Here is a 20,027-nt window from a genome sequence, read left to right on the forward strand (position 1 = left end):
GGGCGTCTAGCAATTTTGCTTTTTAGACGCCCTTCTCTATTTTGTAATATTGGTATGTATTAACCTAGAATGCTAATAATTTGATCGGCTAATTCGGTACCAATTCTATCTTGCGCTTCATTGGTGGCAGCTCCTGTATGTGGCGTTAGCGATAATGCAGAGTTCATTAACAGTTGCATTTCAGGTTTTGGTTCGTTTTCAAAAACGTCCAGTGCAGCTCCAGCTACTTTTCCTGAATTTATAGCATTTACCAGTGCTACTTCATCAACTACACCGCCACGTGCTGCGTTGGCAATAAAAACACCATCTTTCATAAGTTCAAATTCTGGCTTGCCAATTACGTATTCTTTTTGTGCAGGTACGTGTAGTGTTATAAAATCAGATTGTTTTAAAACAGCTTCCTTAGAGATGGTGTTAATTTCAAAGTTCAATTTTTGACCATCATAAAAGTCTAATTCTAAATTTACTTTATCTATAAAAGGATCAAAAGCGATGACTTTCATACCAGCGCCCAATGCTACTTTGGCAGTTGCTTGGCCAATGCGACCAAACCCTAAAACACCAAGTGTTTTTCCTTTTAGCTCAACACCTTTAGCGTATGCTTTCTTTAAAGCTTTAAAGTTGCTGTCGCCTTCTAAGGGCATTTCCCTATTAGAGTTATGCAAAAAACGGGCTAAGCTGTAAAAGTGACCAAAAACCAACTCTGCTACAGAGTGCGATGAGGAGGCTGGGGTATTAATGACTGAAATTCCTTTTTCGCGTGCGTATTCAACATCTATATTATCCATGCCAACACCGCCGCGGCCTATAATTTTAATACTTGGGCAGGCGTCAATAAGCTCTTTTCTTACTGTTGTAGCACTACGAACCAATAGCACACTAATTTCTTTTTCATTAATGTAATTGATAAGTTGTTCTTGGGCTACGGTGGTTGTTATTACCTCATAACCACCTTTTTCCAGTGCGTCTTTTCCTGTTTGTGAAATTCCGTCGTTTGCTAATACTTTCATTTTAAAGTTAAAAGTTTGTAAAGTTAAAAGTTTATAAAGTCTATGCTTTGCTTTCTAGTTCGCTCATTACCTCTACAAGTGTTTTTACACTATCAAGTGGTAAGGCATTGTACATGGATGCCCTGTAGCCACCAACACTTCTATGGCCATTAACACCACTAATGCCAGCTTCTTTAAGCATAGTATCAAATGTTTCTTTTAAATTGTCGCTTGTTAAGTTAAAAGTAGCATTCATAAAAGATCGGTCCTCTTTCATTGCAAACCCTTTAAACAATGGGTTTAAGTCAATTTCAGAATACATAACACTTGCTTTTTTCTCGTTTTCTTTTTCTATGGCAGCAATACCTCCCATACTTTTAAGCCATTCTAAGGTTAGCATAGAAGTGTAAACTGCAAATACAGGTGGTGTATTAAGCATACTACCGCTTGCAATGTGTTTTTTGTAATCCATGATAGAAGGTATTTTACGCGATACTTTGCCAAGAATATCCTCTTTAACAACAACAAGTGTTGTACCGGCAGGGCCCATATTTTTTTGAGCACCAGCATAGATTAAATCGAATTGAGAAAAATCCAAGACACGCGAAAAGATATCACTACTCATATCGCAAACCAATGGTATGGGTGAGCTTGGGAATGATTTCATTTGGGTACCTACTATGGTATTGTTTGATGTACAGTGGAAATAATCGTAATCCTCTGGAATTGTGTATCCTTTAGGAATATAATTAAAGTTAGCATCTTTTGATGATGCTACTTCATAAATATCGTCCAACATCTTAGCTTCCTTAATGGCTTTTTCACTCCATGCACCGGTATTTAGATACCCCGCTCTTTTTTCTAAAAGATTCATGGCAACCATTAAGAATTGCGTGCTAGCACCTCCTTGTAAAAACAAGGCTTTATAACCTTTACCTTCTAGGCCAAGGAGTTCTAAAACTAAAGCTCTGGCTTTCTCCATAACATCGACAAAATCTTTGCTTCTGTGCGATATTTCAATTAAAGATAAGCCTGTATTGTTATAGTCTATAACCGCTTCAGATGCTTTCAGTAATACTTCTTGTGGTAAAATGCTTGGTCCTGCACTAAAATTATGTTTTTTCATTTTGTGTTGTAGAATTTTAAGTTGCAAAGTTGCTAATTTATTAGAAATTTAGTGTTATAAATTCAATAATTTTTTCATGAAATTGATAATAAAAATTCAATAGAATCGACCCGATCCGCATAATCCCAAAGATGTGGTTCTTGTGTGGCCCCAAATGCAATCTCATTTTCGGAAAATCCTTTAGACACAATACATTGAATTTGATTTTTGTCGGCTTCAAGCTTTTTGGCCAATTCTTCTTTGCTATCGTAATATTCATAAAAAACAGTAGCAATGGGCGATGCATAGTTGGTATCTTCCTTTATCATTAAAAAGCCATTTTCAAGCATATCAAATTCACTCATTAAATACACTGCTTTGTTATAATCATAGTTATTGGCGTATTTGGCTTTTTCTATAATGGGGTGCCAATGGTACATGGCATTAAAAAAGGCATCAAAATGGTAGTTTTTGGGCACAAATAGTTTAGATACATTACGGCACCCCAACCCATAATACCTAAAAATGTCTTCAGCCAGATTTTTTAAATCGTCTTCTGTTTCATGACCTGTTAGCACAGCTACCGAGTTGCGGTTGTTTCTAATAATGGCAGGTTTGTTTTTAAAATAGTACTCAAAATAACGCGCGGTATTATTGCTTCCTGTAGCTATAACAGCATCAAAATCTTCAATTTTAGCTTCGGTAAAGGTAATGGTGCCTTTAAATCCAGGTTCAACATATTCCAAGTACTTACTTAGGTAAGGCAATATATGTTTATCGCTTGAGGATTGTTTTACCAATACATGATGCCCAGAAATCAATACCGACAAAAAGTCGTGAAACCCCACTAGTGGGATGTTGCCAGCCATGATAACAGCTATGCGTTTTGGGGCTACATGAGCTATATTGTAAGGCGTTAACCATGTGCTTAAATTTGTTGCTGTTAAAGCACTTGACCAGCTGTTGATTGCAAAGCTTAGATTTTCAGGGGTAAACCAACCGTTATGCGCTTCAGCCAATTTTAATTGGTGCTTAAAACCATCAAAGAATAGATCGTTATGTTCCACATTATCCTTTTTTTGAACAACATCGTTAGAAAATTGACTTAAAAAATCTCCTAATTTTACAAAAGCGTTAATTCTTTGTTGTAAATCCATCCTGCATTTGGTTATGAATAGTTTTGGCTTTATTTTTGTGCAAAGTTAGAAAGAAAAAACGCTATGGCAATTATTATAACAGACGAATGTATAAATTGTGGTGCTTGTGAACCTGAGTGCCCAAACACAGCAATATATGAGGGTGCGGACGATTGGCGCTACAAGGATGGCACAAGCTTATCTGGAAAAGTGGTTTTAACCAATGGTACTGAAGTAGATGCCGATGAGGCCCAAGAACCAGTAAGTGATGAGCTTTATTATATTGTACCCGACAAATGTACCGAATGTAAAGGGTTTCATGACGAACCACAATGTGCAGCTGTTTGTCCGGTAGATTGTTGTGTACCAGACGAAGACCATGTTGAAACTGAAGAAGAGTTGCTTGCTAAACAACGTTTTATGCATCCAGATGGATAGTAGTAAACACCACTAATTTTACTCAGTACTACCAAACGCTTTCATTTCGGCCAAGGGCTCTATAATTTCTTCATTTTCCCAAATGGTTTTCTCAAACTTATTTAGGGTTTGATAGCTTAGGTTTTTTTCTTGTTGGATGGCTTTGTAGGTTTCTAAAGTCATATTATTAGTAGCTGTAATAAGTATTTCTTGTTTGTTGCGGCTATTGCCTTCAATTGTAAAATCGAATGCAACTTTATTTTTGGCAGGACTGTTTTCTATAAATTTCAAACCTCTGCTTACATAAAAATAGCTACCACTTTCTTGCTTTATATATTTGGGTTGGTAGGTGTTGTCGGCATTTTTTTGGTACAGTACAATACCTTGGTCTATATTCTCTATAAACTTTACGCCAAGAAGTAATTTTAGGTTGAATTTGTCACCGTGCCTATTTTCATAGTAGGTATAGTCTACTTTAGTAATGGCATAACTGCTATCTGCCACAAAGATTTTTCCAGTGTATTTGGCTCTGCCTCTACGAGGATGGTATTGTATAATATAAGTTAGTACATTATTGTTAAAGGCAATATCCTTAAAAGTGTACTCATACAATCTGGTATTTAAAATACTGTTTAAAAATGAATTATCGTAAAACTGTGATACGTTTAAAAGGCTCTTGGTCTCATTTTTTAAGTCCTTAACATGATATTCATGCGGTTTGTCATCCTTAAACTCACCCTCTTTCATAGATAAAGAATCTTCAACTTTAAAAATACCTGTTTTTACTTTATAGGTTTTAGAGGTGTCTAAGTACTTAAGTACAATGTTTTGTGCTCGTTTTTGGATGTCATCAACCGAGAAATCCTTTTTTTGGTCCAACAGTTTGGTGGCTTTTGCAACAACAAGCTTGCTATTATCTGGGTTTTGTGAGTATAAGGTACCTTTAAAGTCTGTAAAATGAATGGTTTTACTGTTAATGATATCACGCGTTAAAGCGTCTAGGTCATTATTGGCATTTGCGATTTGCTGCTTTTTAACATGTGAAGCCTTTTCAATATCAAAATTTAAATTTTTAAAATCGACATAATCTGTAGCACGATAAAACACATCATATTTTTTAAGGGTAACGGTGTAGTTTTTATAAAGGTTTCTTTTTACCCTAGCAATAATAGAGTCGGCATTGGGTTTTCTATTGCTTACATACACTTCGTTAAGTTGATTGATGGCTTCATCCAATTCAACAATAAATTGATGGGCTTTTATATCGTCTACTGTTAGGGATTTGCTTTGGTAACCAAGGCATGAAATGGTTAGCACATTGTTTTTTACCTTTTCATAAATTAAAGTAAAATAACCTTCTTCATTGGAAATCAAACCGTTATACTCATCTATTTTAACGGTTGCATAAGGTATAGGTACTTTGGTGTTCTTGTCAATTAACTTAGCGGTTATGTTTTGGGAAAAAACATTGAAACCACTAATAGCAATAAAAAGGAGTACTAAAATATGTTTCATTATATGGAGGTACATTATAAAAACACAACGACTGAACTGCCATAATGTTACATGATAATTATTAGGCTTTCAATTTATTTAAAATAATGATGGAAATAACTACATTTGCAAGCGCTAAAAAGCATTAGGCTATATGCTCTATGCTTTAAGCTTTAGTAGAGGATAAACTCATAAACCTATAACTCATAAACTCAAGATGAAAGCAGGCATCGTAGGATTACCAAATGTTGGAAAATCGACTTTATTTAATTGTTTGTCAAATGCTAAGGCACAAAGTGCAAACTTCCCATTTTGTACAATAGAGCCCAATGTGGGTGTTGTAAATGTGCCCGACCCAAGATTGGAAAAATTAGAATCGTTGGTTAAGCCTGTACGTGTACAACCAGCAACTGTTGAAATTGTTGATATTGCAGGATTGGTAAAAGGAGCTAGTAAAGGCGAGGGATTGGGAAATCAATTTTTGGCCAATATAAGGGAAACCGATGCAATTTTGCATGTATTGCGTTGTTTTGATAATGACAATATTGTACATGTAGACGGTAATGTAAACCCCATACGTGATAAGGAAACTATTGATATGGAGTTGCAGCTTAAGGATTTAGAGACCGTTGAAAAGAAATTGGACAAAGTAAAGCGTGCTGCTAAGACAGGTAATAAAGATGCCCAGAAAGAAGAAGCGGTCTTATTGAAAATAAAAGCGGGACTAGAAGCAGGAGTATCTGTTAGGGCTTTAGAGTTTGGTGATGATGAATACCATGATTTTGTAAAGCCATCGCAGTTTATCACAGATAAGCCCGTGATGTATGTTTGCAATGTGGATGAAGCTTCTGCAGTATCGGGAAACAATTACGTAGAGCAAGTAAAGGAAGCTATTAAAGATGAAAAAGCCGAAGTATTGGTACTGGCCGTTGGAACGGAGGCAGATATTAATGAACTGGATGATTATGAAGAGCGCCAAATGTTCTTGCAGGATATAGGTTTGGACGAAGCCGGTTCAGCCAAATTAATTAGAGCAGCCTATAAACTCTTAAACCAGCAAACCTATTTTACCGCGGGTGTTAAAGAAGTACGCGCATGGACCATTGATGTGGGTGCTACGGCACCGCAAGCAGCAGGCGTTATCCATACCGATTTTGAAAAAGGCTTTATTAGAGCTGAAGTTATTGGTTATGAAGACTATGTAACTTATGGAAGTGAATTAAAAGTAAAGGAAGCGGGTAAAATGCGTGTAGAGGGTAAAAACTACATTGTTAAAGATGGCGATGTCATGCATTTCCTGTTCAATGTGTAATTAGGCAATATACTTTCTTCATATTCTTAAGAAACATATACCTTCACAGGCCTATGTTCTCAACAAAAACAATACATATATTGTTAATTACTTTGTGTAAAGGCTGTTTCATTTTTTGCTTGGTTGTGTTATATTAGCAGCCTATCACGAAATCTTACTCTTAATTTATGGCTGAACAAACCAATTACACGGAAGACAATATACGTTCGTTAGACTGGAAAGAACACATTCGTATGCGTCCTGGTATGTATATTGGTAAATTAGGGGATGGTTCTTCGCCAGATGATGGTATATATATTCTTCTAAAAGAAGTATTGGATAATTCCATTGACGAATTTGTAATGGGTGCCGGAAAAACCATCGAAATTTCTATACATGGTAACCGAGTGACTGTTAGGGACTATGGTCGTGGTATTCCTTTGGGAAAGGTGGTAGATGTGGTTTCAAAAATGAACACCGGTGGTAAATATGATACCAAAGCCTTTAAAAAATCAGTAGGCCTTAATGGGGTAGGTACCAAAGCGGTTAATGCCTTGTCGTCTTACTTTAGGGTAGAATCTACCAGAGATAGTAAATCTGCATCAGCTGAGTTTGAACAAGGGAACCTTACCAACCAAGATTTATTAGACGATACCTCACGTCGTAAGGGAACCAAAGTATCTTTTGTGCCAGACGATATCATTTTTAAAAACTATAAATATAGAAATGAGTATATCGTTAAAATGCTAAAAAACTATGTATACCTTAACCCTGGCTTAACCATTGTTTTTAACGGCGAAAAGTATTTTAGCGAGCACGGTTTAAAAGATTTATTGAGTGAAAATATTAATGAATCAGATAGATTGTACCCAATCATTCATTTACGGGGTGATGATATAGAAGTTGCCCTAACCCATAGCAAAACACAATATAGTGAAGAATACCACTCGTTTGTAAATGGGCAGAATACCACGCAAGGCGGTACACATTTAAACGCCTTTCGGGAGGCCTTAGTAAAGACCATACGTGAGTTTTATGGCAAAAACTTTGATGCTTCCGATGTTAGAAAATCCGTAGTCAGTGCCATTGCCATCAAAGTTATGGAACCTGTTTTTGAAAGCCAGACCAAAACAAAATTGGGCTCAACAGACATGGGTGGTAATTTACCAACCGTAAGAACATATATAAACGATTTTGTAAAAACGTATTTAGATAACTATTTACATAAAAACCAAGAAACAGCCGAGAAACTTCTGCGTAAAATATTGCAGGCAGAGCGCGAGCGTAAAGAGCTTTCTGGTATTAGAAAATTAGCAAAAGACCGCGCCAAGAAGGCGAGCCTTCACAACAAAAAACTAAGAGACTGTCGCATTCATTTTGGCGACACTAAGACCGATAGAAGTTTAGAGTCTACCTTGTTCATTACCGAGGGAGATTCTGCATCAGGAAGCATTACAAAATCAAGAGATGTTAATACACAAGCCGTTTTTAGTTTAAAGGGTAAACCATTAAACTGCTATGGACTAAGTAAAAAGATTGTTTACGAAAACGAGGAATTCAATTTATTGCAGGCAGCGTTGAATATTGAAGAGTCCTTAGAAGATTTACGCTATAACAATGTAGTTATTGCTACCGATGCCGATGTTGATGGTATGCATATTAGGTTGTTATTAATAACATTCTTTCTTCAGTTTTTTCCAGAAGTTATAAAAGAGGGGCATCTGTACATTTTGCAAACACCATTGTTTCGCGTGCGAAATAAAAAAGAAACCATTTATTGTTATTCTGAGGAAGAGCGTATTGAGGCCATTGAAAAATTAAAACCAAAACCAGAAATAACAAGATTTAAGGGATTGGGAGAGATATCGCCCGATGAGTTTAAGCACTTTATTGGAGATGATATTCGCTTAGATCCTGTAATGCTGGATGAAAACATGTCAATAGAAGAATTATTGTCGTTTTACATGGGTAAAAACACGCCATCGCGACAAGAATTTATTATTGATAACTTAAAGGTAGAATTAGATATTATAGAATAATTAGGGGCAAAAATTATCGTTTTTGTATTTATAGTTAATAAAAATGAGAATATGGTTATAAAGTTACGTTAAAATAAAGCCAATATACAGAAGTTTAGGCTTAAATTTGCATCGCAAAAAGTAATTATTACCTGTTTTATACAGGCCTAAAACCTAAACAAGATGTTATACAATAAAGACAAAAAAAGTACAGAAAAAAGATCTTATGCTCATTTACATGTAGCTCCTACAACAATTGGAAGACGCATAAAAGAATTTAAAAGAAAAGGAAGGGTGATGCTTAGTGGCAAACCCAAAATAAACATAATTAATTAATGATAGAAGACGGCGACGATTTAATTAACGAACAAGACGAACAACAACCTACTGAAACCATTACCCGAGTTACGGGCATGTACAAAGATTGGTTTTTAGATTATGCTTCATACGTTATTTTAGAGCGTGCCGTACCGGCCATAGAAGACGGATTTAAACCCGTACAGCGACGCATTATGCACTCCATGAAAGATTTGGATGATGGTCGCTATAACAAAGTTGCCAATATTGTTGGTCATACTATGCAATACCATCCACATGGCGATGCCAGTATAGCCGATGCCATGGTGCAAATAGGCCAAAAAGATTTATTAATTGATACCCAGGGAAACTGGGGAAACATCCTTACGGGCGATAGTGCAGCAGCGTCCCGTTACATTGAGGCACGACTGTCTAAATTTGCACTGGATGTTGTTTACAATCCTAAGATAACGGAATGGCAGGCTTCTTATGATGGCCGTCGTAAAGAGCCTGTTAATTTGCCAGTTATGTTTCCACTGCTATTAGCACAAGGAGGAGAGGGGATTGCAGTAGGATTGTCTACCAAAATATTACCACATAATTTTATAGAGCTTATCAATGCGTCTATAAAGCATTTACAAGGGAAACGATTTACCATTCTACCCGATTTTCCAACAGCAGGTATTGCCGATTTTTCTAATTATAATGACGGACAACGAGGTGGGCGTGTGCGTGTTCGGGCAAAAATATCCCAACTGGATAAGAATACTTTGGTCATTACCGAATTGCCTTATGGCACCACAACATCAACACTTATAGATTCCATTTTAAAGGCCAATGATAAAGGAAAGATCAAGGTTAAGAAAATAGAAGATAATACGGCTGCCGAAGTTGAAATTTTAGTGCATTTACCATCTGGGTTATCGCCCGATAAAACCATTGATGCCTTATATGCATTTACAAGCTGCGAAAGTTCCATTTCGCCTTTAGGGTGTGTTATTGAGGATAATAAGCCCTTGTTTATTGGTGTTACCGAAATGCTTTGTCGCAGTACAGATAATACGGTACAGCTTTTAAAACAAGAACTGGAAATAAAGTTAGGAGAGCTTGAAGAACAGTGGCATTTTGCATCGTTGGAACGCATTTTTATCGAGAACAGGATTTATCGCGACATTGAAGAAGAGGAAACATGGGAAGGGGTTATTAGTGCCATAGATAAAGGCTTGCAACCTCACATTAAGCATTTAAAACGCCCCGTTGTTGAAGATGATATCGTACGTTTAACAGAAATACGTATTAAACGCATTTCTAAATTTGATATTGACAAAGCACAACAAAAAATAGATGCATTAGAAGAACAGATAGCAGAAGTAAAACACCATTTGGCGAATCTTATCGATTATGCTATAGCCTATTTTAACAGACTTAAAAAAGATTACGGCGCTGGTAGAGAGCGTAAAACAGAAATACGCACCTTTGATGATGTAGATGCTACCAAAGTGGTAATACGAAACACTAAATTGTATGTCAATAGAGCCGAAGGCTTTATAGGCACTTCACTACGCCGTGATGAATATGTATGCGATTGTAGTGATATTGATGATATTATTGTTTTTACAAGAGAAGGGAAAATGATGGTAACCAAAGTAGATACCAAAACCTTTGTAGGTAAGGATATCATCCATGTTGCCGTATTTAAAAAGAAAGACAAACGTACCATCTATAACATGGTTTATAGAGACGGTAAGGGTGGCCCATCCTATATAAAGCGTTTTGCTGTTACCAGTATTACCAGAGATAGGGAGTATGATTTAACAAACGGAAACAAGGCTTCAACGGTGTTGTACTTTTCAGCAAACCCAAATGGAGAAGCTGAGGTTATCACCATTTTGCTAAGGCAGGTAGGAAGTATTAAAAAGTTAAAGTGGGATATCGATTTTGCAGATATTCTAATTAAAGGCCGCGTATCTAAAGGAAACTTGGTAACCAAATATTCAGTTAAGAGAATTGAGCTTAAAGAAAAAGGCGTTTCTACCTTAAAACCACGTAAAATTTGGTTTGATGATGCCGTACAACGTTTAAATGTTGATGGTAGGGGCGATTTGGTAGGTGAGTTTAGAGGGGAAGATAAAATATTGGTAATCAATCAAAAGGGTATGGCAAAAACCATTATACCAGAGGTAACTACCCATTTTGATGACGATATGATCGTGATGGAAAAATGGGTGCCCAAGAAACCCATATCGGCTATTTATTTTGATGGCGAAAAAGAACGTTACTTTGTTAAGCGATTTTTAATAGAAAACGAAAACAAAGAAGAAAGTTTTATTTCTGGTCACGAAAAATCACATCTGGAAATTGTTTCAACCGATTGGAAACCTATGGCAGAGGTAGAGTTTACCAAAGAACGTGGTAAAGAGAGAAAAGAGAACATGGTTGTTATTTTGGAAGAGTTTATAGCTGTTAAAGGTATCAATGCCTTGGGCAATCAATTAACAAAGGAAAAGGTTAACCAAATTAATTTATTGGATCCATTACCTTACGACGCGCCTGAAGAAGTTCATGCCGAAGACTTAGAAGTGGTTGATGAAGAGACCATTGAAACTGAAAAGGCACCACAGAAAGAAGCAACCGAAGCAAAAGAAGAAAGTGGCAAGCCCTCTAATGATGATGATAAAGGGCAGCCAACATTGTTTTAACTCAGACTTCTAAACCATTCTGTTACGTTTTTTTAAGCTGCTTTTGTATTTTTTTAATAGCAGATTCTATTGACTTTTCAGGCTCAATAATATTGTATTCTCCCCAAAACTCTGGATCTGAAAAACCAGACACTTGATCTGTGAGCACTGTCGTGGGGCGAATTATTAAGTTGTCTTTTAACCTAGAAGTTTTAGAATCTTTTATTTTCCAATCTGTTACAGCCATTTCACTATTTAACGTGTAAACACTATTAAACAGTTTGCCTTTCCAATTAACTTTAAAGGTTAATAGAATATTGCTATACGAGTAATACCATCTGCCATTTTGGGTTCGGTAATTTACACGGTAATTTGCTTCAGTAGGATACACATCCACTCTGGCAGGTTTTTTTCGAACGTACATTTGGCTGGATAATATCTTGTTTTCAACATTCAAGCTATATACAGCACTGGTAAGTGCTAGTGTATTGGCATCAATATAAAGTTTGCCATAGTACATGGGAACTTTTACGCCTGGCTTTTGTTTAAAATTGATAACATATACCAGATTGTCATTAATTTGTGTAGCTTCTCCAAAGCTAAAATCATAGTACGGAAGGTCCTCTTCGGTAAATATGTATTCGGGATACTTAATAATATCAGTATACAAATTACTAAACGGTCCGCCCTGTAATTTTAGAGCAATCGTATCCAACCGTGAGTAATCGGTATTTTTACGAGCTTTTACAAGATGTATATTGTCTTTTTTTAAGTTATTGTAAGGCTGTTTATGTATTTGTACCACGGCTTCAGAAAGTGAAGCATTTTTACGTCTTTTTTTTATGGTTTCTCTATAGAAAGCAGTCATTAACGTATTGTTTGTATTGTAAATTTCATGCTTTTTTCTTAGGGTGGCCATAAATAAAGACCTAGCATCTTTAGAAGTGGTTGTAATTTTTATTTCGTTTAGTTCGGTAACGGCAGGTGCTAAAGTAATCTTCTCGTTGTCTTTGATGGTATTGATCTGTATTTCTTTTTTTTGATAGCCTAGGCGGGAAACAATAAGCGTAGCATTTAAATACGTTTCAGGAATTTTTAAAACGAATTCCCCATCCGAGTTTGAAATGGTACTTATGTTAGAACCATCAATTACCAAATCTGAAAAGATTAGTGGTTCATTGGTGTTTTCGTCAATGATCTTTCCTTTAATTTCCTTAAAAGGCATCGTATCTTGAGCATTTGTAAAGCAGGTGCTACTAATAAAAATAACACAGCATATAACCAACGGCAGGAACAAGTTGTTTTTCATGATTTCCAAAATTTAATATAGAATAGCATTAAAATACAAAAAAAATAAATCTCAATTGCGAATTTTAAGTTAATTTTTATGTTAAAATACTGTTTTACAATTAATTATGGGCTAGTGTACATTTAGATGTGCGTGCATAGAACTCTTAACTATTTTTTTAGATTTTAAAAAACATATAAACTGTATATTTACATACCTATAAATTTTTATAAAAACTATGCAGCCAAACGGAATTACTTTTAAAAACACAGGCTATTTCTCTTCACTTATTTGCGATTATCTAGATGAAAAGCCTGAGTTAAAACCGTTTTATAACCGTTTTCCAAATCTTGAGAATTTTAAGGAGCAAATAGATGAAAAAGGAGCAAGGTTTAATGCCTCATCCAGAACGGTATTGGTAGCAGCCCTTAAGGAGCAATACAAAGCTGTTGAGACATCGGAAGCAACTAGGCAAAACATAGAGGCATTAATACATTCCAATGCATATACGATTACAACGGGCCATCAATTAAACTTATTTACAGGACCATTGTATTTTTTATATAAAATAGTTTCCACGATCAATTTAGCCGAAGCTTTGAGGAAAAGGTATCCAACGGACTTTTTTGTTCCTGTATATTGGATGGCTACGGAAGACCATGATTTTGAGGAAATCAATTATTTTAATTTTAAAGGTAAAAAGGTGCACTGGAACAAAGCTGCGGCTGGAGCCGTTGGCGACTTGTCAACCGAAGGTCTAGAAGCCGTTTTAGAGCTTTTTGCTTTAGATTTAGGGCATAGCAAGCATGCAGAAGACCTAAAGACATTATTTAAAGAAGCTTATATAAAACACACCAATTTAACCGAAGCCACACGGTATTTGGCAAATGAATTGTTTAAGGCATACGGATTGGTTATTATTGATGCCAATTGTAGCACATTAAAAAAGCAGTTTATTCCTTATATGGCTGAAGAGCTAAAACACCAAACCGCATTTAGTGCTGTTACAAAAACCAGTACCCAACTTAATGAATTACCGGGTCATTCCTATAATATTCAAGTTAACCCCAGAGAAATAAATCTATTCTATTTAAAGGATAATCTTAGAGAGCGCATTGTTTTTGAAGATCAGATATATAAGGTGTTGAATACCGAGATTAGCTGGACAGAAGCCGAAATAATAGCACATCTTAACCAAGCACCAGAACATTTTTCGCCCAATGTTATTATGCGCCCCTTGTATCAAGAAGTCATTCTCCCAAATCTTTGTTATATTGGTGGTGGTGGCGAATTGGCCTATTGGTTTCAGTTAAAGGACTTTTTTAATCAAGTAGGTGTGCCTTTTCCTGTGTTGTTACTTCGTAATTCCGTTTTAATTCAATCAAAACAACAGCAAAAGAAACTTCAAAAGTTAAACATTACCAATCAGGACATCTTCTTAAAACGGGATGCTTTTATCAATAAAAAGGTAAGGGAGATATCTAATATAGATATTGATTTTTCTACCCAAAAGAAGCATTTACAAGAACAGTTTAAGGCCTTGTATGATTTGGCCAAGCAAACCGATAAATCATTTTTAGGAGCCGTTAAAGCTCAAGAAGTAAAACAGCTAAAAGGATTGGATAACTTAGAAAAGCGTTTGTTGAAAGCCCAAAAGAAGACGTTGCAAGATCAGGTTTTTAGAATGACCGAGTTGCAAAACGAGCTGTTTCCAAACCAAAGTTTACAAGAGCGCAACGCTAATTTTTCTGAGTTTTATTTGGAATATGGTGAGGCACTTATACCTTACTTAATAGAACGATTAGATCCTTTAAAAAGCGAATTCACAATTTTATCAATGTAATAGAGGGTGTTTTTAAAGCACCCTCTTTACATGATCTTATTTAAGAACAAGCATTTGGAATATCTCTTGTTTCGGTTGAGGTTTGTATAAGTTGATCTATGGTGGTAATGCCTTTTACACTAACTTCAATATAATCTGAACCAATTTCTGTAACAACTCCAGAAAAGCCATTAAAATTAAATTGCGTCATAATTTCTTCACCGCTTAGTGAGCTGTTATCAGAGAATTTTGCACGCACTCTATATTTTTGTACATACGGAATCCTGATATTATAATAAACTTGGTATATATCAGCCGCACTTGTGCCTCTTCCCGGGGGTACTGTTATGGTTCTTTTGGTACCTACGGTTATTGTTTTAGAAGTAGATACTTCAGAGGTCTCTGTTTTGGTTTCGGTTGTACTATGGGTATACGCTACACTACTGGTAGAGGATGCTGTAACAGACGTTGAAGTTCCAAAAAACTGACAATCTACACTAGCTTCCACTGTTGTTGAAATACTAGATGATTCACTGGACTCCTTACTACTGGATACTTGTATAGATTCGCTCCACTGGTAGGTGTCCGTTCTTGTTTTACTTTCTTCAATACCAACTTCCTGACTTAATTGGCCACTGCTACAGTTTTTAAGTGCCGTATTATAAGAGGCTAAGGTTTGGGCAGGTGGCAGGATAGGATTTTGAAATTTTGTGCTTATGGATTGTATATCCCATTCAATATCAAAATTTAAAATCCTAAAATAAGAAGCATTTGTGCCTGAGGTATTAAAAACGACTTGACCCGCTGGCGCATATAATGGATTTCTGGATGGTATTGAAATAATAATATATTTTCCAATACCAACTTTTTGAATTTTGAATTTATATCTATCAATTTCAGAAGCGTTTGTGTTACCACCACCATTGTATGTAATATTCGCTTCAGATTGAACGTACAGTTTATTATCACTAGCATTCAAAAACAGGTAATGTTTTTTGCTACCATTGGGATTGTAAATATTGTATATATTATTGACTTGGTCAACAACCTCAAAACGGAATTTGGTAAATGGAATGGTTTGGCTTGTATCATTAATGTAATCAAGGTCAGAACTAACACGTATTTTAATCTCAGTACTTAAATCAGATGTAGATGTTCTTAAAGTAGCAGAGGGTGCACCCCGTACAGCATTGGCATCATCACTTAATACTTGCATGTAATAATCAACTTGGTCATCAAGTATTATTGGGTTGATATCAAGTTTATTCTCGTCATCAACTTCGGTGTCATCGGGACTGGATTTAAACGTAATTTTAGAATTGCTATATGCAGCAAGTTCTATGCCTGTGGCGTCTTGTATTACAACATCAATGGGCACTCCATTTTTAAGTTCGGTTTTGGCTGTTTCACTTAAATCCTTATTGTTAAAGGATAACAGTGCCAAATTGGTATCTGCATCCAAATCAACTTCATAACTACCAGATTTTTCACCATCGTTTATTGTTACAATAGCTTTAGTAGGGGCATAGCCCTTTCTGGTTAAATTACGAGAACTTATACTAAGGCCCAGTTGGCCTTCGTCATATTCAAAATCTGCTTCGTTAATATTAGACGTAGTGGCTTCTAATTTTCCATTAGAGCCCCCGCCATCAGGTGCATCCATATCACTTTTGCTGCATGCCATAGCCATTAGGAAAAATGATAAGACAAACCATGGTTTTAATAAGTTGTTTTGTGGTTTCATGATGTTTGTATTTTATAGGTTTAACATTTGTTTTGTATGGCCTCACGCCCTAGCGGTCTGCAGCCCAAATAGGCGTAAGACACCACAAAACGGTTATTGCCAAACTAATGGCAAAACAAACCTATACTATAAAATCGCTGAAGGAAAAAAAAGCAGGTGGACAACGGGTGGACATTCTTAAATTAATTTAGAATGTATGCAGGAAAGCCCTGTAAATATGGCTTTAAAGGCTTAGTACTAAATCTTGAAGGGAATCGTCGGTATTAATGTTTAATTTTTTTCTAAGACGATAGCGCGCTTTTTTTACACCCTCTTGAGAAACATTTAAAATACTGGCAATTTCTTTAGAGGATAAATTCATTTTTAAAAGTGACATGAGGCGTAGCTCATTGGCAGTAACATCTGGAAATTTTTGTTTTACATTGCTGTTAAAGTCTTTATGGACTTCCTGGAAATATTTGCTGAAATTTTTCCAGTTGTTATCATCCTGTAAATCAAAATTAATGGTTCTAATAAGTTGTTGATAGCCATTAGAATTATCAGTTGAGGCTTTAAATTCTTTCGCTTTTTGCTTTAAGCCTTCTAGCACTTCATTTTTCTTTGCCAAGTGCAGGGCATGGGTGGTTAACTCTTTCTTTTTAAAGGCCAGCTCTGCATCAACTTTTTCTTTTTCCAATTGGTTTCTTTTTAATTTTTGGCGAAACCCATAAAACCCAAAAACAACTATGCCTAAGCTTAGTAGCATACCAACGCTTAGTAATAATTTTTGTAGTTTATTTATTTCATCTTTTTGTTCTAAGAGTTCAATCTTGTTTTCCTGTAAGGTAATTTGCTGTTCTTTTTTTTCGGTTTCGTAAATGGTTTTTAATTCTTCAGTTGCCTTAGTTTGTTCTATTGTAAAAATGGAATCGCTTATAACTTTGCTTTTCTTAAAAAAAGTAAGGGACTCTTTAAAATTGTTAAGGTTTTCAAGAACCTGAGATTTTTCCAAAAAAGCTTGCTTTAAAATTTCTGGTTCTTTAATGGTATTTGATATTTTAATGCATTTATTTAAGTGGTAAAGTGCTTTTTGGTAATCTTGCTTTTTTGAAAACGACCTGCCTAAGTATAAAAAGGTATAAGCTTCATTGTTGGGGGAGTCAATAGCTTCCCATAAGCGTAAACTTTTTTCAAAAAAATCAATGGCGTTGTTATATTGTTCATTTGAAAACTCTAGAAGTCCCCAATTGGTATATACCCGGGCCGTATTGGCTTTATAATCCAAAGCTTGGGAAATGCTTAAAGCTTCATTTAAATTTTTTAGTGCAAGCGTATCATTTTTTAGCTTAATGTAAGAATCGGCTATGTAGTTTAAAGCTTGGGCAATACTTTGTTCATTATTGATCTTGCCATAATATTCAATACTTTCGTTAAAAATATCAATGGCTTTTTTATGTTCATTGGTTGTTTGGTACATAATACCTATTTGAAATAAGTCTTCACCTATTCTAAAAGTATCGTTTATCGATTTATGGATTTTTAATGCCTTATAGGTCTCTTCAATAGCAATGTTATAATAGCCGTTGGTCATCGCTATTTTACCATTCATTAAATAAGCATTACCAAGGTGAAGTGAATCGTGGTATTTTTTAAAAATAAGAATATTAGTAGCCATAATATTTTCGGCATTCTCGGTGTTGCCCTGGTAGTGGTCTAAAATGCCCAGGTTATGCCTTATAACAGCAGCTCTAAGAGTGTCTTTTACTTGCAGCGACTTTTGTACAGATTGATTAAGATAAAATCTAGCAGAATCGATTTCACCCAATCGATAGAAGTAATTTGCTTTTTGTGCATATAAATTAGCTAGGCCTTTATAGTTATTGGAATTGCTGTAAAGAGAATCGGCTATTTCTAGATATTGAAATGTTTTCTTTTGGTCGTTATACAAAGTCAGGTCAGACAGTTCCAAATAATACCTAGCGTTTAGGGTGTCGTTATCAGTGCCCCTTATAAGTTGGGTTAAGCTATCTATTTGTTTATCGTTTTGGGAAAAAACACTCAATGTAATTAAAAAGATGATTGTAAATACACTGTTTTGCGTCATATGCTTTTTTTTTAGATATTAGACTGACAGCTATTAAACTTTTCAATTCTCGTCCCCATCTCATCTCTTCTCTCTTTTCTCATCTCTAATTCACCAAGATAAAAGTACTTATTTGTTAATTGTAAATCAAATAGTTATTAATTTACTATGTAGGATTTAAAGGTTTTAGGACAAAAAATCCATTACTTAGCATTAAATTTATGCACCTTTTTAAATGAAAGCGTTTAAATTTACTAATATAAGTTAATATGCATAAAATAGACATGGAGCTTGTTGAAATGACATTAGATGTCATGAAATATGCCATAGACAGAATATCATCTACAGATAATAAAATAGGAAAACCTAAAAAAGAATCCGAATTAAAAGCACTTGTTGGAGAAACCATTACAGAAACAGGGATAGGCGGGGAAACAGCGTTTAATTTATGGAAAACCCATTTAATGAAAGCCAATGTGGCGATTGACCACCCAAGGCATTTGGCATTCGTACCTGCATCGCCAACCCGAGCGGCCGTGATGTTCGATTTGGTAACATCGGCATCCAGTATTCATGGCGCTTATTGGATGGAAGGCGCTGGCGGTATTTTTTGTGAAAACGAAGCCATGAAGTGGATTGTGTCCCTAACGGGATTGCCAAAAGGTGCTTTTGGTGTATTTACAAGTGGCGGTACGGCGGCAAACCTTTCAGCAATTGTAACAGCCCGAGAGTATTGGCGTAGTTTAAATAGCCAAAACCAAGGAGAGAAAGGGCTTATCATTACTTCCATAGGTGCCCATTCGTCTATAAAGGCTATGGCAAAAGTAGCTGATATTGATGTGCTATTGGTAGATACAGAAGATAAAATGGAAGCCAAAGCCTTGCAAAGTACCCTGGCAGACTTATCGCCACATCAACGGCAACGGTTGTTTGCAGTTGTAGCTACAGGAGGCACTACCAATGCGGGTATTATTGACGACTTACAGGGTATTGGTAAAATCTGCCAAAAAGAGCACCTTTGGTTTCATGTTGATGCTGCATATGGTGGCGGTGCTTTGGTGGCCGATTCTGTAAGGCATTTGTTTACGGGTATTGAGTTGGCCGATAGCATAACCATCGATCCCCATAAATGGATGTTTTCACCTTACGATTGTGGTGCTGTAATTTACAAACAACCAGAATTAGCCAAAAATGCCCATGCACAAGAAGGCTCTTATTTAGATATATTTAAAGATGAAGGGGCACAAGGGTTTAACCCGACCGATTACCAAATTCAGTTAACCCGACGTGTTAGGGGATTGCCATTATGGTTTTCTCTGGCTATGCATGGAACCAATAGGTATAAGAAAGCTGTAGAGCGGGGTATAGAATTAGCCCAAATAGCAGGGAAAATGATTGAAGAAAGACCCTATGTGGAATTGGTAAGGGCACCCAGCCTGTCCTGTGTTTTATATAGAAGAATAGGATGGCAACCAGAGGATTACACCCATTGGACCTATACCAACCACAAAGCAGAATTTGCATTGGTAACACCCACAAAATGGAAAACCGGTGATCGTTATGAAACGGTATCGCGCTTCTGTTTTATCAACCCAGATACCACAGAAAATGATATCGCTATGATTTTAGATACGATGCAATAAAATTTTAAAAAAATCACGAATCCTAATTCGTCATTAAAAAATC

General features: G+C 35.9%; 13 protein-coding genes. 6 read left to right on the top strand and 7 right to left on the bottom strand.

Annotated features, from left to right (window positions below; genetic code table 11):
- Positions 1-59: 59 nt before the first annotated feature.
- The 3 genes from AC5SR4_RS13650 to AC5SR4_RS13660 form a co-directional block, all read right to left on the bottom strand.
- On the bottom strand, positions 60-1,010 hold the full coding sequence (locus AC5SR4_RS13650) for a D-2-hydroxyacid dehydrogenase (RefSeq protein ID WP_495356827.1): 951 nt from the start codon (positions 1,008-1,010) through the stop codon (positions 60-62).
- Between the two features lie 40 nt (positions 1,011-1,050).
- Entirely contained in the window at positions 1,051-2,115 is a 1,065-nt protein-coding gene (gene serC / locus AC5SR4_RS13655) for a 3-phosphoserine/phosphohydroxythreonine transaminase (RefSeq protein ID WP_495356828.1), read from the bottom strand.
- Between the two features lie 74 nt (positions 2,116-2,189).
- Positions 2,190-3,251 carry an acyl-CoA reductase gene (locus AC5SR4_RS13660; protein ID WP_495356829.1) on the bottom strand — a complete coding sequence of 354 codons (1,062 nt, stop codon included), beginning with the start codon at positions 3,249-3,251 and terminating at the stop codon, positions 2,190-2,192.
- Positions 3,252-3,314: 63 nt separating this feature from the next.
- Between AC5SR4_RS13660 and AC5SR4_RS13665 the strand changes: the two genes are divergently transcribed.
- Entirely contained in the window at positions 3,315-3,668 is a 354-nt protein-coding gene (locus tag AC5SR4_RS13665) for a 4Fe-4S dicluster domain-containing protein (RefSeq protein WP_495356830.1), read from the top strand.
- A gap of 18 nt (positions 3,669-3,686) precedes the next feature.
- On the opposite strand, the gene AC5SR4_RS13670 is transcribed toward AC5SR4_RS13665, so the two are convergent.
- Complete coding sequence (locus AC5SR4_RS13670) at positions 3,687-5,162, bottom strand: carboxypeptidase-like regulatory domain-containing protein (RefSeq protein ID WP_495356831.1); 1,476 nt, start codon at positions 5,160-5,162, stop codon at positions 3,687-3,689.
- A gap of 196 nt (positions 5,163-5,358) precedes the next feature.
- On the opposite strand from AC5SR4_RS13670, the gene ychF reads away from it, so the two are divergent.
- The 3 genes from ychF (at position 5,359) to AC5SR4_RS13685 (ending at position 11,446) form a co-directional block, all read left to right on the top strand.
- A complete protein-coding gene (gene ychF / locus AC5SR4_RS13675) occupies positions 5,359-6,453 on the top strand; it encodes a redox-regulated ATPase YchF (protein WP_495356832.1) in 1,095 nt (364 codons plus the stop codon).
- 167 nt (positions 6,454-6,620) lie between these two features.
- On the top strand, positions 6,621-8,471 hold the full coding sequence (locus AC5SR4_RS13680) for a DNA topoisomerase IV subunit B (protein ID WP_495356833.1): 1,851 nt from the start codon (positions 6,621-6,623) through the stop codon (positions 8,469-8,471).
- Between the two features lie 314 nt (positions 8,472-8,785).
- Positions 8,786-11,446, top strand: coding sequence for a DNA gyrase/topoisomerase IV subunit A (locus AC5SR4_RS13685; RefSeq protein WP_495356834.1), 2,661 nt, complete (start codon positions 8,786-8,788; stop codon positions 11,444-11,446).
- 22 nt (positions 11,447-11,468) lie between these two features.
- On the opposite strand, the gene AC5SR4_RS13690 is transcribed toward AC5SR4_RS13685, so the two are convergent.
- Complete coding sequence (locus AC5SR4_RS13690) at positions 11,469-12,734, bottom strand: carboxypeptidase-like regulatory domain-containing protein (RefSeq protein WP_495356835.1); 1,266 nt, start codon at positions 12,732-12,734, stop codon at positions 11,469-11,471.
- 217 nt (positions 12,735-12,951) lie between these two features.
- Between AC5SR4_RS13690 and bshC the strand changes: the two genes are divergently transcribed.
- Positions 12,952-14,556 carry a bacillithiol biosynthesis cysteine-adding enzyme BshC gene (gene bshC / locus AC5SR4_RS13695; RefSeq protein WP_495356836.1) on the top strand — a complete coding sequence of 535 codons (1,605 nt, stop codon included), beginning with the start codon at positions 12,952-12,954 and terminating at the stop codon, positions 14,554-14,556.
- A 40-nt stretch (positions 14,557-14,596) separates the two neighbouring features.
- Here the strand turns inward: bshC and AC5SR4_RS13700 are convergent, their stop codons facing one another.
- Complete coding sequence (locus AC5SR4_RS13700) at positions 14,597-16,279, bottom strand: hypothetical protein (RefSeq protein ID WP_495356837.1); 1,683 nt, start codon at positions 16,277-16,279, stop codon at positions 14,597-14,599.
- A gap of 223 nt (positions 16,280-16,502) precedes the next feature.
- Positions 16,503-18,362, bottom strand: coding sequence for a tetratricopeptide repeat protein (locus tag AC5SR4_RS13705; RefSeq protein WP_495356838.1), 1,860 nt, complete (start codon positions 18,360-18,362; stop codon positions 16,503-16,505).
- A gap of 248 nt (positions 18,363-18,610) precedes the next feature.
- Here AC5SR4_RS13705 and AC5SR4_RS13710 point away from each other — a divergent pair, with 248 nt between their 5' ends.
- On the top strand, positions 18,611-19,984 hold the full coding sequence (locus tag AC5SR4_RS13710) for a pyridoxal phosphate-dependent decarboxylase family protein (RefSeq protein WP_495356839.1): 1,374 nt from the start codon (positions 18,611-18,613) through the stop codon (positions 19,982-19,984).
- The last annotated feature ends 43 nt before the right edge of the window (positions 19,985-20,027 follow it).

Source organism: Aestuariibaculum scopimerae, assembly GCF_059428085.1.

What these genes read in the sequence shown, in the direction of transcription:
- ychF (WP_495356832.1), top strand. Translation starts at nt 5,359, where the DNA reads ATGAAAGCAGGCATCGTAGGATTACCAAATGTTGGAAAATCGACTTTA.
- AC5SR4_RS13660 (WP_495356829.1), bottom strand. Translation starts at nt 3,251, where the DNA reads ATGGATTTACAACAAAGAATTAACGCTTTTGTAAAATTAGGAGATTTT.
- bshC (WP_495356836.1), top strand. Translation starts at nt 12,952, where the DNA reads ATGCAGCCAAACGGAATTACTTTTAAAAACACAGGCTATTTCTCTTCA.
- AC5SR4_RS13670 (WP_495356831.1), bottom strand. Translation starts at nt 5,162, where the DNA reads ATGAAACATATTTTAGTACTCCTTTTTATTGCTATTAGTGGTTTCAAT.
- AC5SR4_RS13700 (WP_495356837.1), bottom strand. Translation starts at nt 16,279, where the DNA reads ATGAAACCACAAAACAACTTATTAAAACCATGGTTTGTCTTATCATTT.
- AC5SR4_RS13680 (WP_495356833.1), top strand. Translation starts at nt 6,621, where the DNA reads ATGGCTGAACAAACCAATTACACGGAAGACAATATACGTTCGTTAGAC.
- AC5SR4_RS13665 (WP_495356830.1), top strand. Translation starts at nt 3,315, where the DNA reads ATGGCAATTATTATAACAGACGAATGTATAAATTGTGGTGCTTGTGAA.
- AC5SR4_RS13685 (WP_495356834.1), top strand. Translation starts at nt 8,786, where the DNA reads ATGATAGAAGACGGCGACGATTTAATTAACGAACAAGACGAACAACAA.
- AC5SR4_RS13705 (WP_495356838.1), bottom strand. Translation starts at nt 18,362, where the DNA reads ATGACGCAAAACAGTGTATTTACAATCATCTTTTTAATTACATTGAGT.
- AC5SR4_RS13650 (WP_495356827.1), bottom strand. Translation starts at nt 1,010, where the DNA reads ATGAAAGTATTAGCAAACGACGGAATTTCACAAACAGGAAAAGACGCA.
- AC5SR4_RS13690 (WP_495356835.1), bottom strand. Translation starts at nt 12,734, where the DNA reads ATGAAAAACAACTTGTTCCTGCCGTTGGTTATATGCTGTGTTATTTTT.
- AC5SR4_RS13710 (WP_495356839.1), top strand. Translation starts at nt 18,611, where the DNA reads ATGCATAAAATAGACATGGAGCTTGTTGAAATGACATTAGATGTCATG.
- serC (WP_495356828.1), bottom strand. Translation starts at nt 2,115, where the DNA reads ATGAAAAAACATAATTTTAGTGCAGGACCAAGCATTTTACCACAAGAA.